This is a genomic window from Thioalkalivibrio sp. ALE21, from assembly GCF_003208255.1.
GTDB classification, from domain to species: domain Bacteria; phylum Pseudomonadota; class Gammaproteobacteria; order Ectothiorhodospirales; family Ectothiorhodospiraceae; genus Thioalkalivibrio; species Thioalkalivibrio halophilus.
Genome location: NZ_QKMA01000005.1, coordinates 117,501 through 131,089, shown reverse-complemented (window position 1 = coordinate 131,089; position 13,589 = coordinate 117,501). Strand labels below are relative to the sequence as shown.

The window sequence follows — 13,589 nt, the reverse complement described above, 5'->3', positions numbered from 1 at the left end:
GCGCTCCGGTCGTTATGTCGTCCGCCGCTGCCTGCAACCGTCCCGACGCCCTGCCGCTTCTGCTGGCCTCCGCGTCCCCCCGCCGGCGCGAATTGCTGACTCAGATCGGCGTGGTGCATGAGGTGGCCGCGATGGATGTGGACGAGACCGCTGCGCCCGACGAGGAACCCGGGGCCCTGGTCGAGCGCCTCGCGGCGGTCAAGGCGGAAGCAGCGCGTGACCACGCCCGCCGGGGGCAGTGGGTTCTGGCGGCGGATACGGTCGTGACGATCGACGGGGAGGCGCTGGGCAAGCCCGCGGACGAGGCTTCGGCCGCCGCCATGCTGCAGCGGCTGTCCGGCCGCGAACACCGGGTGATTACCGGCATGGCACTGCTGCGCGATGACGGCCCGGTGTGCACCGGGCGCGGCGAGACGCGGGTATGGATGCGCCCGCTGGACGCGCGCGACATCGCGGCCTACTGGGCCAGCGGCGAGCCGCGCGACAAGGCGGGGGGTTATGCCCTGCAGGGGCGGGGTGCAGCCTTTGTCGAACGCATCGACGGTTCCTGCAGCAACGTGATCGGCCTGCCCCTGTTCGAGCTGGAGCAGTGGCTGAACGACCTGGAGGACCCGCCCGCCCGTGCCTGACTATTCGATTCCGAGTTTCTTCAGACGGTAGCGCAGCTGGCGGAAACTGAGCCCCAGTAACCTCGCGGCCGCGGTGCGGTTGCCGCCGGTCTGATGCAGGGCGGTCTCGATCGCCTGGCGCTCCTGGTCGGCGAGGTGATCATCCAGGCCCACATCCTCGTAGCGGATCGACGGCGGGGTGCGGCGCTCCTTCACCCCGGGGGGCGGGGTGCCCGGGTTGTCTGCGCCGGGGCCGGCGCGGCGGTCCTCGTCGTTGTGCTCCGGGGTCGGGGCGGTGGCCGGGAGATCGATGTTGTCGGCGTGGATCGCCGCGCCCTCCGCGAGGGTGGCGGCGCGCTCCAGGATGTTCTCCAGCTCCCGCACGTTGCCCGGGAAGGGGTGGCGCTCCAGCAGCTCCTGCGCGTCCGGCGCGAGTTCGCGGGCCTCCAGGCCCCATTGTTCGGCGATTCGCTGCAGCATCACGGTGGCCAGGCCGGGAATGTCGCCGTCGCGTTCGCGCAGCGGCGGGACCCGCAGTTCGATCACGTTGAGACGGTAATAGAGGTCCTGGCGGAAACGGCCTTCGCGCACGGCGCGCTCAAGGTCGTGATGGGTCGCCGACAGGATGCGCACGTCCACCGGGATCTCCCGCGAGCCGCCGACCGGCTTGATCGCGCGCTCCTGGATCGCGCGCAGCAGCTTGACCTGCATCGCCAGCGGCAGGTCGGCGACCTCGTCCAGGAACAGGGTGCCGCCCTCGGCCGCCTGGAACAGCCCGGGGTGGTCCTGGGTGGCCCCGGTGAAGGCGCCCTTGCGATGGCCGAAGAACTCGCTCTCCATCAGTTCCGCCGGGATCGCGCCGCAGTTCACCGGCACGAAGGGGCGCTCGGCGCGCGGCCCCAGTCGATGGATTTCGCGCGCCACCAGTTCCTTGCCGGAACCGGATTCTCCGGCGATGAACACCGGCGCCTGGGAGCGCGCCAGCTTGCGGATGGTGGCGCGCAGTTTCTGCATGGGTTCGGAGTCGCCCAGCAGCGGGCTGTCGGGGTCTTCGGTCGTGCTGCAGCGGGTCGGCGTCGAGCCGCACGCCGCCTCCGTCGCCGGCGCGGATTCCATGCGCAGGGCGCTGTCGATCAGTTCGCGCAGCTGCTTGAGGTCGACCGGCTTGCTGACGAAGTCGAAGGCGCCCAGCTTGAGGGCCTGCACCGCCGTATCGACACTGCCGTGCGCGGTGATGACCGCCACCGGCAGCTCCGGGCGGGTGGTCTGGATGTGACGCACCAGGTCCAGCCCGTCCCCGTCCGGCAGGCGCATGTCGGTCAGGCAGAGGTCGAAGTCCCGCTGCGCCAGCAGCTGCCGTGCCGGGTCCAGCGCGCCGGTCGTTTCGGCCTCCAGGCCCATGCGCGCGAGGGTGATCTCCAGCAGTTCGCAGATGTCGGGTTCATCGTCGACAACCAGCACGTGCTTGATGCTCATGACGCCGATCCCTGGTGTTGTTCGTCGGGGGCAAACAGGATGCGGAAGCAGCCCCCGGAGGGTGCATGCGCGTATTCCAGCGAGGCCCCGTTGTTTTCGCACAGCATGCGCGAGATGTACAGGCCCAGGCCGGAGCCGCCGGAATGGCCGGAGACGAAGGGCTCGAACAGCTCCTTCTGGGTTTCCGGGTCGATGCCGGGGCCGGCGTCCAGCACGTCCAGACTGACCACCCGGGCGACCTGGCCGGCGCCGCCGCGCAGGATAATGGGCGGGCTTTCGGGCCGGTCGTGCCCGCCGTGCACCCTGGCATTGCTGCACAGGTTCCACAGCACCTGGTTGAGCTGCGAGGGGTCGAACAGGACCTCCGAATCTGCGGGTTCCACGCTCACGTGCAGCGATTCCCGCGGTATCTGCAGCGCACTGCAGAATTCCTCGGCGAAACGTTCGAGTTCGTCGTGCAGGTTGAGCCGCTGGCGTTCGCCCGATTCGCGACGCGACAGGCTGAGGACGTTCGCGATCAGGCTGTTCACGCGGTCGCTCTGCTTGTCGATGATCGCCAGCAGACGCTGGTCGGGCGCCGAAAGGTCGGGCGATTCGCGCAGTAGCTGGGCGCTGTGGGAGATCGCGCCCAGCGGGTTGCGGATCTCGTGCGCGATGCTGGCGGTCAGGCGTCCCAGGGCCTGCAGCTTGCTTGCCTGGGCCTGGCGGCGCAGTTCGGCGGCGTCTTCCAGGATCAACAGGGTACCCTGGTCGCCCTGGTTGCCCAGCGGGGCCAGGCGGACCTGCAGGGCGGGCTGTTCCTGGTCGCCGGGGAGGTGGCGGGTGCGGCTGGCCGGCCCGGTTTCTTCCTGCCATTCGCGCACGGCCCGGGCCAGACGCGGCGAGATCGACGACAGGTGCCGCCCCGGTCGGGGCGGGAGGAGCTGGCGCGCCGCCTCGTTGATGGAGCGGATGTAGCCCCGGGGGTCGATCGCCACCACTCCGGCGCTCATGCGCGCGATGATCTGGGCGTTGAGTTCCGCCAGGCTGGCGAGATCGACTTCCTGCTGTTCGACCTGGGCGCGGCTTTCGTCGGCCCGCCGGCTGAAGTGGTGGGCCAGCAGGGTTCCGGCCAGCAGCGCGGCCCCCAGCAGTCCGGCCTGGGTCAGGCTGTCGAGGTCGCCCAGCGTGATCAGGATGGCGAGGCCTTCCGCGCCCAGAAGGCCGGCGCTCACGGCGGCGGCCAGCGGGAGGCCCAGGCGACCGGCCGACAGCAGGGCCGTTGCCATCACCGCAGGGATCAGCAGCAGGCCGATGCCGGTGTGGACGCCCCCGGCAACCACCATCAATGCGAGCAGGCCCGCGGCATCCCCGGTGCCGCCCAGCAGGATCATGCGGCGGAACTGTGCGACGCGCTCGGGTTCGCGGTTGCAGTGTTCGGCAAACCCCGCCATGAACACCGAGAACACCAGGTAGCCGCCGGCCAGTGCGGGATAGACTTCGGGGACCGCGGGGTCCACGCCTACCGGCAGGCCCGGGAACAGGCCCATCAGGAGCAGGACCAGCGCGACAAACACCCGGTACAGGGCGTACAGGCGGCTGGAGCGCTGGGTGTCGGTGTCGATGACCATCGATCAGGGGTTCCCCGTGACGGTGGTCAGCTGCGGCCGGAAGGTCCGGCGTCGGCATGTTGCCGCGAGCAGTAGCAGAGGTCGCCGTCGCAAACTGCCTGGTCCTCGGGCACGTGTACCCCGCAGTGGGCACAGCGGACCATGGCGCCACTTTCGCGCAGGCTTTCCGGAGGTTCGTCGCGGCGCACGCGGCGGCGTTCGCCGCTGGAGCGCACGAGGGTGCGTACGGCGAGAAAGATGGCAACGATGGCGATGATCAGCAGGAGCAGCCTCATGCCGCGAGTTTAAATCAATGTGCACCCGCATGCCTTCCGCGGGTCTTTGCCGCATTGCGGGGGGTGTGGAACAATGCGGGTAATAGAGAAGCGTCTGGTTGCGGCAAGTGATTGATTGCGATGGATTTCGTCCCAATGTAGGCATCATCCTGTGCAACCGGGAGCGGCAGTTGTTCTGGGGCAAGCGCGCGGGGCAGGACGCCTGGCAGTTTCCGCAGGGCGGCATTCGCACCGACGAGACCCCGGAAGAGGCCCTGTTCCGTGAGCTGCGCGAAGAGACCGGGCTGCTTCCGGAACACGTGGAACTGCTGGGGAGCACCCGCCGCTGGCTGCGTTACCGGCTGCCGGAGCGCATGATCCGCCGGCGTCGCAACCCGGTGTGCGTGGGCCAGAAGCAGCGCTGGTTCCTGCTGCGCATGACGGGCGAGGAGAGCAATGTAATGCTGAATGCGATGGACACGCCGGAGTTCGATTCCTGGTGCTGGATTGACTATTGGCGTCCGGCACGTGAAGTGGTGCACTTCAAGCGCAATGTCTACCGCCGGGCGCTGTGCGAACTGGTGCCGCTGATGTTCCCCGAGCTGCAGCGCGACGACGACGCGGCACCCCGGTCCTGCAACTCTCCCGCGGTGTCGCGTTGAACGCCCCCGCCAATCCGCCTTCCATGCTCGAGGTCCTGCGCCGGGTGGTGCAGGAGGTCAACGGTGCGGCCGACTTCTTCGAGGCGCTGCACATCATCGTGACCCGGGTGAAGGCGGCGCTGGATATCGATGTCTGCTCGATCTACCTGAAGTCGCCGAGCTCCGGGCGCCTGGTGCTGATGGCCTCGGAAGGTCTGCATGCCGAAGCGGTGGGGCAGGTGGAGATGGACCCGTCGGAAGGGCTGGTCGGGCTGGTCGCGTCACGCGCGGAGCCGGTCAACCTCGACAGTGCCCAGGACCACCCCCGTTTCCGCTATTTCCCGGAGACCGGCGAAGAGCGCTTCCTTGCCTTCCTCGGCGTGCCGATTATCCACCAGCGCAGCCTGCTGGGGGTGCTGGTGGTGCAGCAGCGCGAGGCGCGGCGGTTCGACGACGAACACGTTTCTTTCCTGATCACCCTGGCCGCGCAGCTGGCCGGGGCGATCGCCTATGCCGAATTCAACGACGAGATCTCCAGTGAGACCCCGCTGATAGGTCACCAGAACGTGGAGGCGACCGGTATTGCCGGTTCCCCCGGGGTGGCCATCGGGCGTGCAGTGGTGGCCTATCGCCTGGCGGATCTCGACTCCATACCCGATCGCGAGGGCGCGGGTCCGGATACGGAGCTCGCGCATTTCCGCCAGGCGGTCAGCGATACCCGCGAGGAAATCGAGGATCTCAAGCAGCGCATGGGCGAGGCCCTGGGACCGGACGAGCAGGTGCTGTTCGACGCCTATCTGATGCTGCTGGGGTCGGATTCGCTGGTGCACAAGACCGAGGGGCGGATCTCGGCGGGGCAGTGGGCCCCGGCGGCGCTGCGTGACACCGTGCGCGAGAGCGTGCGGGTGTTCGAGGACATGGAGGACCCGTACCTGCGCGAACGCGCGGCGGACGTGCGTGACCTCGGTCGCCGCGTCCTGTCGCATCTGCTGCCGGCGGATCGGAGCCAGGACGAATTTCCCGAGGGCGGGATCCTGGTGGGTGACGACCTGACCGCGTCGCATCTGGCCGAGGTGCCGATCGAGCGCCTGGGCGCGATCGTGTCCGCGCAGGGCACGGGCTCCTCGCATATCGCGATCCTCGCACGGGCCCTGAACGTGCCGGCGGTGATGGGGGTCTCGGATCTGCCGGTAGGCCGCCTGGAGGAGCGCGAGATCCTGGTGGACGGGTATCGCGGCCGTCTGTTCGTGAACCCCAACGCCGAGCTGCGTGCGGAGTTCGAACGTCTGGTGCGCGAGGAACGCGAACTGGCCGAAGACCTGCGTGCGCTGGCGAAGGATCCGGCCGCCACGCGTGACGGGCATCCGGTGCCGGTGCTGGCCAACTCCGGGCTTCTGGCGGACATCAAGCCCTCGCTGGAATCGGGTGCCGAGGGCGTCGGGCTGTACCGCACCGAAGTCCCGTTCATGATCCGCGACCGTTTCCCCGGGGAGGAGGAGCAGGTACGGCTGTACGAACAGATCCTCGCGTCGTTCGACCCGATGCCGGTGACCCTGCGTACCCTGGACATTGGTGGGGACAAGGCGCTGCCCTATTTTCCGGTGCAGGAGGACAACCCCTTCCTCGGCTGGCGCGGCATCCGCATCTCGCTGGACCATCCGGAGATCTTCCTGACCCAGTTGCGGGCCATGCTGCGGGCGAGCCGCGAGCACGACAACCTGCAGATCCTGTTCCCGATGATCTCCGCGCTGGACGAGCTCAAGGGGGCCATGACCCTGCTCAACCGGGCGCGCGAAGAGCTGCTGGACGAGGGCTATCGCATCCCGATGCCGAAGATCGGGGTGATGGTCGAGGTGCCGGCGGCGGTTTATCTGGCCGAAACGCTCGCGCGGCGGGTGGACTTCCTGTCGGTGGGCACCAATGACCTGGTGCAGTACCTGCTGGCGGTGGATCGCAACAACGCCCGGGTCGCCAATCTGTACGACACCCTGCATCCGGCCTGTATCCACGCGCTGGAAAGTATTACCGAGGGGGCCCACCGCGCGGGCAAGCCGGTTTCGGTGTGCGGCGAGATGGCGGCGGACCCGGCCGCGGTGATCCTGCTGCTGGGCATGGGGATCGACAGCCTGAGTGTCAGCGTGTCGGCCATCCCCCGTATCAAGTGGGTGATCCGCTCGTTCTCCACCGATCGGGCCGAGGCCCTGCTGGCCCAGTGCCGGCTGCTGGAAAATCCGGAACAGACCCGTTCACTGCTCAACAACGCCCTGGTGCAGGCCGGCCTGGGCGGGCTGGTGCGCGCCGGCAAGACCTGAGGGCGGGCGCCCCGGTCTTTTCCCGCGGGCCCGGTGGGTGGGCTGTCAGCCGGAGGCCCGGCGGGCCCTGTTCCAGGCTACCGCGGCCGACACGGCGAACAGCAGCACGATGACACCGATGCCGATCAGGGCATCGGTGATCGAGCGGTTGACGGCCAGGATCACGATGCCCACCAGTGCCGGGACCGGCAGTTCATTGAACCAGCGATACCAGGTGTGGCCGCGGGTGTTGCGGTCCGCGGCGAAATCCGCCACCAGCTTGCCGCACCACAGGTGGTAGGCGATCAGCAGGGCGATCAGGGTGAGCTTGAAGTGCATCCAGGGCTGCTCCAGGTGCACCGGCACCAGCGCCAGCATAATGCCGCCGAAGATCACCGTGATGACCCCGCCCGGGGTCATGATCCCGTAGAACAGCTTGCGCTCCATGACCTTGAAGCGCTCGTTGCCGGGCGCGTCCTCGGTCATTGCGTGGTACACGAAAAGCCGCGGCAGATAGAACAGCCCCGCGAACCAGGTGACCATGAAGATCAGATGAAGGCTGAGGAACCAGGAGTAGGCGTCGTGCATGATGGCGTCCTTGTTGCGCCCGCAGCGGCGTTACGGGCCGGGTGTCCGGTGCTGGGTACCGGCTCAGGAGAGCCAGCGCTCCAGATGATCGCGGATCTGGTCGAAATCGGGTTCCCCAAGCTTCTGATAGACGATGCGGCCGCGGGGCGATACCAGGAACGTGGTCGGTGTCAGGCGAACCCCGCCCCAGGTGCTCGCCAGATCGCCATTCTCGTCGTGAATGACGGTGTAGGCGATCTCGCGGTCTTCGCTCATCGAGCGTACCCGGCTTTCGCGGTCGTGCGCCATGGCGATGGCCACGATATCGAACCCGCGGTCGCGGAAATCGGCGTGCAGTTCATTGAGGGTGGGGATCTCGCGGATGCATTCCGGGCAGTCGGTGGCCCAGAAAGAGATCAGGACCGGGCGGCCGTCATAGTCGTCGAGCGACACCGCCTCGCCTTCGAGATTGCTGGCGGCGAAGCCGGGGGCTTCGCGCACGCCATCGCCGGTGGTGATCCACGCCGCGCCGACCGCGATCAGCACAAGGATGATAAAGACGCCGCCGATCGCGGCCTTGCGGTCCAGTTTGAGCTTGCTCATGTTTCCGGTTCCCGTGACTCGTCAAGGAGGCGTTGTTACTGACCTCGAAAATGCGTACCGCGTTCCGCCGCGGGGCGCGAGCCGGTATCATGCCGCAGCATGACTTCCGTAACCAACAACAAGCCCACCCGTCTCGGGGTGGTCGGGGCCACCGGCTACGCCGGCGTCGAACTGTTGCGCATCCTCGCCGGGCATCCGGCGGTGGAGCTGCACGCGGTGACCTCGCGCGGCGAGGACGGCACCCCGGTCGCCGATCTGTTCCCCAGTCTGCGCGGGGTGCTGGATGCGGTCTTCCGGGCCCCGGAGCCGGAGCTGCTGGCGGAGTGCGATGTGGTGTTCTTCGCCACGCCGCACGGGGTGGCCCATGCAATGGCCGGCGATCTGCTCGCGCGCGGCGTACGCGTGATCGACCTGTCGGCGGATTTCCGCATCCGCGATCCCGAGCTGTGGAGCCGGTGGTACGGCCAGCCGCACGGGGCGCCGGAATACCTGGGCGAGGCGGTGTACGGCCTGCCCGAACTGCACCGCGGACCCATCTCCGAGGCGCGTCTGATCGCCGTGCCGGGCTGCTACCCCACCGCGGTGACGCTGGCCCTTCTGCCCTTGCTCGAGAACAACCTGGTGGATGTGTCCGACATCATCGCGGATGCCAAGAGCGGGGTCAGCGGAGCGGGCCGGCAGGCGCGTATCGGCGGGCTGTTCGCCGAGGTGCAGGAGAATTTCCGCGCCTACGCCAGCGGCGGACACCGGCACTGGCCGGAGATCCACCAGACGCTGGCGGAGGTGGCCGGCGCGGACGTGGGGCTGATCTTCCAGCCGCACCTGGTGCCGATGACGCGGGGGATCCTGGCCACCCTCTATCTGCGTCCGCTGGATGACGGCGACTGGGAGGCGCTGTTCCGGGAACGCTACGCCGGCGAGCCTTTCGTTGATGTCATGCCGTCGGGGTCGCATCCGGAAACCGCGTCGGTGCGGGGGACCAACCAGTGTCGTCTGGCCCTGGCCACGCCGCCGCACAGTGGCCGCCGCATGGTGATTTCGGCCATCGACAACCTGGTCAAGGGTGCGGCAGGGCAGGCCGTGCAGAACATGAATCTGATGCTGGGACGCCCGGAAACGGAGGGGCTGGAACTGGTTCCGGCCTTCCCCTGATCCATGCGATGGCGACGGCGTCCGCGGGTTCCCGCTCCGCGACGGTTGCGGGGGCACCCCCTGCGCCGCGCGGTGGCGCCCGTTCTCGTGCTGATGATGGTGGGCGCGGCGGGCGTATGGTGGTGGCTGAACGCCGGAGTTCCGCAGTCGACGGAGGTGACCCGTGAGCGGGACGCGCGTCTGGTCGAACTGCAAACGGCCTTGCAGGAACTTGCGCAGGAGCGTGACGCGGCCGTGCGCGAGCGGCTGCGCAGCGAGCGGCACCGTGAGGTGGCCGAGGCGGAACTCGCGGCCTGCCGGCGCGATGCCGAAGCCCGCGAAGCCGAACTGCTGGTGCTGCGCGAAGAGCTGGCGTTCTACCAGCGGCTGGCGGACGATGCCGGAGGCGATCGCATCGGCCTGCGCAATATCGCGGTGCATGAGACCGGTATCGAGGGTGAATACGAACTGATTTTCCAGGTGCACCGCGCCGGTCTGCGCGGAGAGGTCCCGGTGAGCTGGGACCTGGAGCTGGAAGGCGAACGCGACGGGGAGCGCGTGAGTCAGGGGACCGACGACCTGGGGCCGGACCTGCAGTCCGGGCGCAGCTTTGATCTGCGATTCCTGCGCACGGTCCGGGTGCGCCTGGTGCTGCCGGAGGGTTTCGGCCCGCAACGGCTGTCCATTAGAGTGGAGTCCGAAGAGGACGGGCCGGACCGGATCGAAGAAACAAGAGGATGGGCTGCGGCCCGGAGGGCGAGTGAATGATGGGACGCAAGCGCAGGCAACGGGCCCGTCGGGTCGACACACTGATCGGCGAGAATACCGCGATCCACGGCGACCTGGAATTCAGCGGCGGGCTGCATCTTGAAGGCCGGATCGTCGGAGACGTGCGGGCTTCGACCGACGGCTCCGCGGTGCTGGTGGTCGACGAGAAGGGCCAGATCGAAGGGCAGGTCGCGGTGCCGCATCTGGTACTGAACGGCAGCGTGCGCGGCGATGTCCATGCCGGAGAGCACGTTGAGCTGGGCGAGAAGGCGCGGCTGGAGGGAAATCTTTATTACAGCGTGCTGCAGATGGCGGAGGGCGCCTCGGTGGATGGACAGCTGCGGCGTCGGGATGCGGATGCCGCACTGGAAGGCGAGACGCCATTGACCGCCCTGGCCGACGACACGCTTACCGCGCGTAACGATTCTTGACTCCGGCGGTCAGACTTCATAGCTTGGCAATCAAATGATCACAGGAGACACCGTATGTCCGACACGATGACGTCCAACGCGCAGGCCGAGACGGATGACATGGACATCCCCAGCCCGCTGGTGTTTACCGATGCCGCCGCAAGCAAGGTGAAGGGGCTGATCGAGGAGGAGAACAACGACAATCTCAAGCTCCGCGTCTTCGTCAGCGGTGGCGGCTGCTCCGGTTTCCAGTACGGCTTCACCTTCGACGAGACCATCGGTGACGGCGACACCGTGGTCGAGAACGGCGGGGTGACCCTGCTGATCGATCCGATGAGCTTCCAGTACCTGGCCGGCGCCGAGATTGACTACACCGAAGGCCTCGAAGGCGCCCAGTTCGTGATCCGCAACCCCAACGCGACCACCACCTGCGGCTGCGGTTCCAGCTTCTCGGTCTGATCCGGCGGCCAGATCGGCGCACTACAGGCCCGGCCCGGCAACGGACCGGGCCTTTTTCATGCTCTTTTACCCCCCGGGGATCACGCACCCGAGGATGCGGGGTCCGCGGGCCCCGGTGACCGCCGGCAGGTTTCCGCTCTGATGATGCAGGGTCCGGAACGCCAGCCATGCAAAAGCGGCGCCTTCGACCTGTTCGGCCGGAATGCCGCTGGCATCGGTGAGTTCGATCCGGGTCTGCGGCAGGGCGGCCGCAAGTCGTTCCAGCAGAAAGCGGTTACGCGCCCCCCCTCCGCAGATCAGCACGTCTTCCGGTGCGTTGCCCGGTCGCACGAGTTCCCGGGCGATCGCGTGTGCCGTCAGCTCGGCCAGGGTTGCCTGCACGTCCGCCGGCTTCGCGGTGGCCAGTGTTTGCCCGCCCCGGGCGGCGAGCCACGCGGGTGAAAAATGTTCGGGCCCGGTGCTCTTGGGCGGCGTGCGCTGGAAGTAGGGGTCCGCCAGCAGGGCCTGCAGCAGTTCCGGGCGCACCTGCCCCGTGCGGGCCCATGCCCCGTCCGCGTCGTATTCGCAGCCCCGGTGGTGCCGCACCCAGTGATCCAGCAGGGTGTTGCCGGGGCCGCAGTCGTGGCCGCTGACCTCGCCGTCAGGCGGCAGCCGGGTCACGTTGCTGATGCCACCGATGTTCACCACCGCCCGGTCATGACCCGGCTGCGCAAAGCGGGCCGCGTGGAACCCGCAGGCCAGCGGTGCGCCTTCTCCGCCGGCGGCGATGTCCCGCTGACGGAACATCGCCACCGTATCCACGCCGGTTCGCTCGGCAATCCGGAACGGGTCACCGATCTGCCATGAAAACGCCGGTTCCGCATCGGGGGCGTGATGGAGCGTCTGGCCATGGCTGCCGATCCCGCGGACATCGCCCGGGCTCAGCCTCTCCGACCGGAGCAGATCCGTGGCCGCGCGTGCGAACTGCTCGCCGACCCGTGCATCCAGGGTGCCCGCGGTCACCGCGCTCAGCTCCGACTGCTCCACCGCCGCGGCCAGATCCGTCGCGAGACTGGCCGGATACGCGCGGTGGTGATGTGCGATTACCCGCGCGTCGCGGCCATCCCCGATGGCAGTGAGGACCGCGTCGATCCCGTCGCGGCTGGTGCCCGACATCAATCCGATGTAGTACGCCAATATCGTGTCTCCTGAGTCCTTCGCGCCGATGCGGCCGCCGGGGTATCCTTGCGGCTTTTCCGTGCCCGCGCTCGGGCGGGACAACAATCGTGACACGAGAGGCATCGATGGATATCGAAGAACAGCTCGCCGTCTTCCGCCGCGGCGCCGACGAGATTCTCCGCGAAGACGAGCTGCGCGAAAAGCTGCGCCTCGGCCGTCCTCTGCGGATCAAGGCCGGGTTCGATCCCACCGCGCCGGACCTGCATCTCGGCCACACGGTCCTGATCAACAAGCTGCGTCAGCTCCAGGACCTCGGGCACCACGTGCTCTTCCTGATCGGGGACTTTACCGGTCGTATCGGCGATCCGTCCGGCAAGAATGCCACGCGCCCCCCGCTGTCGGGGGAGGACATCGAGCGCAACGCCGCCACCTACCGCGAGCAGGTGTTCCGGATCCTCGATCCCGAGCGCACCGAGATCGTCTTCAATTCCACCTGGATGGAACCCCTCGGCGCCGCGGGCATGGTCCAGCTGGCCTCGCGCCAGACGGTCGCCCGAATGCTCGAGCGCGATGACTTTCACAAGCGATATCAGGACCACCAGCCGATCGCGATCCATGAATTCCTTTATCCCCTGATCCAGGGTTATGACTCGGTCGCCCTGGAAGCCGACGTCGAGCTGGGCGGCACCGACCAGAAATTCAACCTCCTGGTGGGGCGCGAGCTGCAGAAACAGGAGGGAGGCAACCCCCAGGTCATCCTGACCATGCCCATCCTCGAAGGCCTGGATGGCGTGCAGAAGATGAGCAAGTCGCTGGATAACTACGTGGCCGTGCAGGACACCCCCGAAGACATGTTCGGCAAGCTCATGTCCATCTCCGACGAACTCATGTGGCGGTACTACGAATTGTTGAGTCTGCGGTCCATGGACGAAGTGCGGGGCGAGCGCGAACGGGCCGCGACCGGCGAACGCAACCCGCGCGACATCAAGTTCGACCTCGCGATCGAGCTGGTGGATCGATTCCATGGGAAAGGTGCCGGCGCAAGCGAACGCGACCGTTTCATTCAGCGCTTCCAGCACCAGGCCCTGCCCGAGGACATCCCCGAGCTGCGACTCGACATTCCTGCCGAGGGCCTGCCCCTGGCCAATCTCCTCAAGCAGGCCGGTCTCGCTGCATCCACCAGCGAGGCGCGCAACCTCGTCCGTCAGAGGGGCGTGCGCGTGAACGGGGAGCGCGCTACCGACGCGATGGCCGTCGTGACCGCGGCAACGCCCGTGCTGCTGCAGGTAGGCAAGCGTCGCATCGCCCGCGTGGAACGCGCCTGACAGGGGTTCGCCGGGGCCTGAGTGAACGCGGTAAAAGAAAATTAACGAAAGCGCTTGACGGTCCGTCTGTGAGCCCTATAATGCGCACCCATCGAACGGCACACAGCCGCTTCGGTCCTCCCCAAAACGGGAGGTCGGCAAGCCGCTCCGGCGCGCTTCGCCAGCAGGAAGGTCTGCAAAAAGATGAACGGAAGGGGTTGACGCCCCGAACGGCATCAGGCAAACTTTCCAGCTCACTCGGGGCAAACGCCAAGCGCTACGCCAACCGAGTGAAACAAAAAGTTTCAA

General features: G+C 67.7%; 14 protein-coding genes. 8 read left to right on the top strand and 6 right to left on the bottom strand.

Annotated features, from left to right (window positions below; genetic code table 11):
* Positions 1 to 14 precede the first annotated feature (14 nt).
* Entirely contained in the window at positions 15 to 629 is a 615-nt protein-coding gene (locus D893_RS06630) for a Maf family protein (RefSeq protein ID WP_018946606.1), read from the top strand.
* Here D893_RS06630 and D893_RS06625 read toward each other — a convergent pair whose 3' ends face one another.
* Genes D893_RS06625 through D893_RS06615 form a run of 3 tightly spaced genes read right to left on the bottom strand, consistent with a single transcriptional unit; the run spans position 630 to position 3,969 of the window.
* On the bottom strand, positions 630 to 2,084 hold the full coding sequence (locus D893_RS06625; protein WP_110619406.1) for a sigma-54 dependent transcriptional regulator: 1,455 nt from the start codon (positions 2,082 to 2,084) through the stop codon (positions 630 to 632).
* Positions 2,081 to 3,694: a histidine kinase dimerization/phospho-acceptor domain-containing protein gene (locus D893_RS06620; RefSeq protein WP_110619405.1), complete on the bottom strand. Its 1,614-nt coding sequence runs from the start codon at positions 3,692 to 3,694 to the stop codon at positions 2,081 to 2,083. Before D893_RS06620 ends, D893_RS06625 begins: the two co-directional genes overlap by 4 nt.
* A gap of 26 nt (positions 3,695 to 3,720) precedes the next feature.
* A complete protein-coding gene (locus tag D893_RS06615) occupies positions 3,721 to 3,969 on the bottom strand; it encodes a PP0621 family protein (RefSeq protein ID WP_018870637.1) in 249 nt (82 codons plus the stop codon).
* Positions 3,970 to 4,076: 107 nt separating this feature from the next.
* Here D893_RS06615 and D893_RS06610 point away from each other — a divergent pair, with 107 nt between their 5' ends.
* Both D893_RS06610 and ptsP read left to right on the top strand, forming a co-directional pair.
* The gene (locus D893_RS06610; RefSeq protein WP_167539481.1) at positions 4,077 to 4,610 is read left to right on the top strand and encodes an RNA pyrophosphohydrolase; all 534 of its coding nucleotides are present in this window, start codon (positions 4,077 to 4,079) and stop codon (positions 4,608 to 4,610) included.
* Between the two features lie 23 nt (positions 4,611 to 4,633).
* Positions 4,634 to 6,901, top strand: coding sequence for a phosphoenolpyruvate--protein phosphotransferase (ptsP, locus tag D893_RS06605; RefSeq protein WP_018946601.1), 2,268 nt, complete (start codon positions 4,634 to 4,636; stop codon positions 6,899 to 6,901).
* 45 nt (positions 6,902 to 6,946) lie between these two features.
* On the opposite strand, the gene D893_RS06600 is transcribed toward ptsP, so the two are convergent.
* Together D893_RS06600 and D893_RS06595 are read right to left on the bottom strand one after the other, a co-directional pair.
* The gene (locus tag D893_RS06600) at positions 6,947 to 7,468 is read right to left on the bottom strand and encodes a CopD family protein (RefSeq protein WP_110619404.1); all 522 of its coding nucleotides are present in this window, start codon (positions 7,466 to 7,468) and stop codon (positions 6,947 to 6,949) included.
* 63 nt (positions 7,469 to 7,531) lie between these two features.
* Positions 7,532 to 8,050, bottom strand: a complete 519-nt coding sequence (locus D893_RS06595) for a TlpA disulfide reductase family protein (protein ID WP_018946599.1) — start codon at positions 8,048 to 8,050, stop codon at positions 7,532 to 7,534.
* 99 nt (positions 8,051 to 8,149) lie between these two features.
* Between D893_RS06595 and argC the strand changes: the two genes are divergently transcribed.
* From argC to erpA, 4 genes are all read left to right on the top strand, one after another.
* Positions 8,150 to 9,202, top strand: a complete 1,053-nt coding sequence (gene argC / locus D893_RS06590; RefSeq protein ID WP_018946598.1) for an N-acetyl-gamma-glutamyl-phosphate reductase — start codon at positions 8,150 to 8,152, stop codon at positions 9,200 to 9,202.
* Between the two features lie 72 nt (positions 9,203 to 9,274).
* Positions 9,275 to 9,949, top strand: coding sequence for a DUF6776 family protein (locus D893_RS06585; protein WP_246863889.1), 675 nt, complete (start codon positions 9,275 to 9,277; stop codon positions 9,947 to 9,949).
* On the top strand, positions 9,946 to 10,380 hold the full coding sequence (locus tag D893_RS06580) for a polymer-forming cytoskeletal protein (RefSeq protein WP_018946596.1): 435 nt from the start codon (positions 9,946 to 9,948) through the stop codon (positions 10,378 to 10,380). The genes D893_RS06585 and D893_RS06580 overlap by 4 nt, the downstream gene beginning before the upstream one ends.
* Positions 10,381 to 10,434: 54 nt before the next feature.
* A complete protein-coding gene (erpA, locus tag D893_RS06575; protein ID WP_018946595.1) occupies positions 10,435 to 10,818 on the top strand; it encodes an iron-sulfur cluster insertion protein ErpA in 384 nt (127 codons plus the stop codon).
* Positions 10,819 to 10,884: 66 nt separating this feature from the next.
* On the opposite strand, the gene D893_RS06570 is transcribed toward erpA, so the two are convergent.
* Positions 10,885 to 11,997, bottom strand: coding sequence for an anhydro-N-acetylmuramic acid kinase (locus tag D893_RS06570; RefSeq protein WP_110619417.1), 1,113 nt, complete (start codon positions 11,995 to 11,997; stop codon positions 10,885 to 10,887).
* 104 nt (positions 11,998 to 12,101) lie between these two features.
* Here D893_RS06570 and tyrS point away from each other — a divergent pair, with 104 nt between their 5' ends.
* Positions 12,102 to 13,301: a tyrosine--tRNA ligase gene (tyrS, locus tag D893_RS06565; RefSeq protein WP_110619403.1), complete on the top strand. Its 1,200-nt coding sequence runs from the start codon at positions 12,102 to 12,104 to the stop codon at positions 13,299 to 13,301.
* Positions 13,302 to 13,589: the final 288 nt, after the last annotated feature.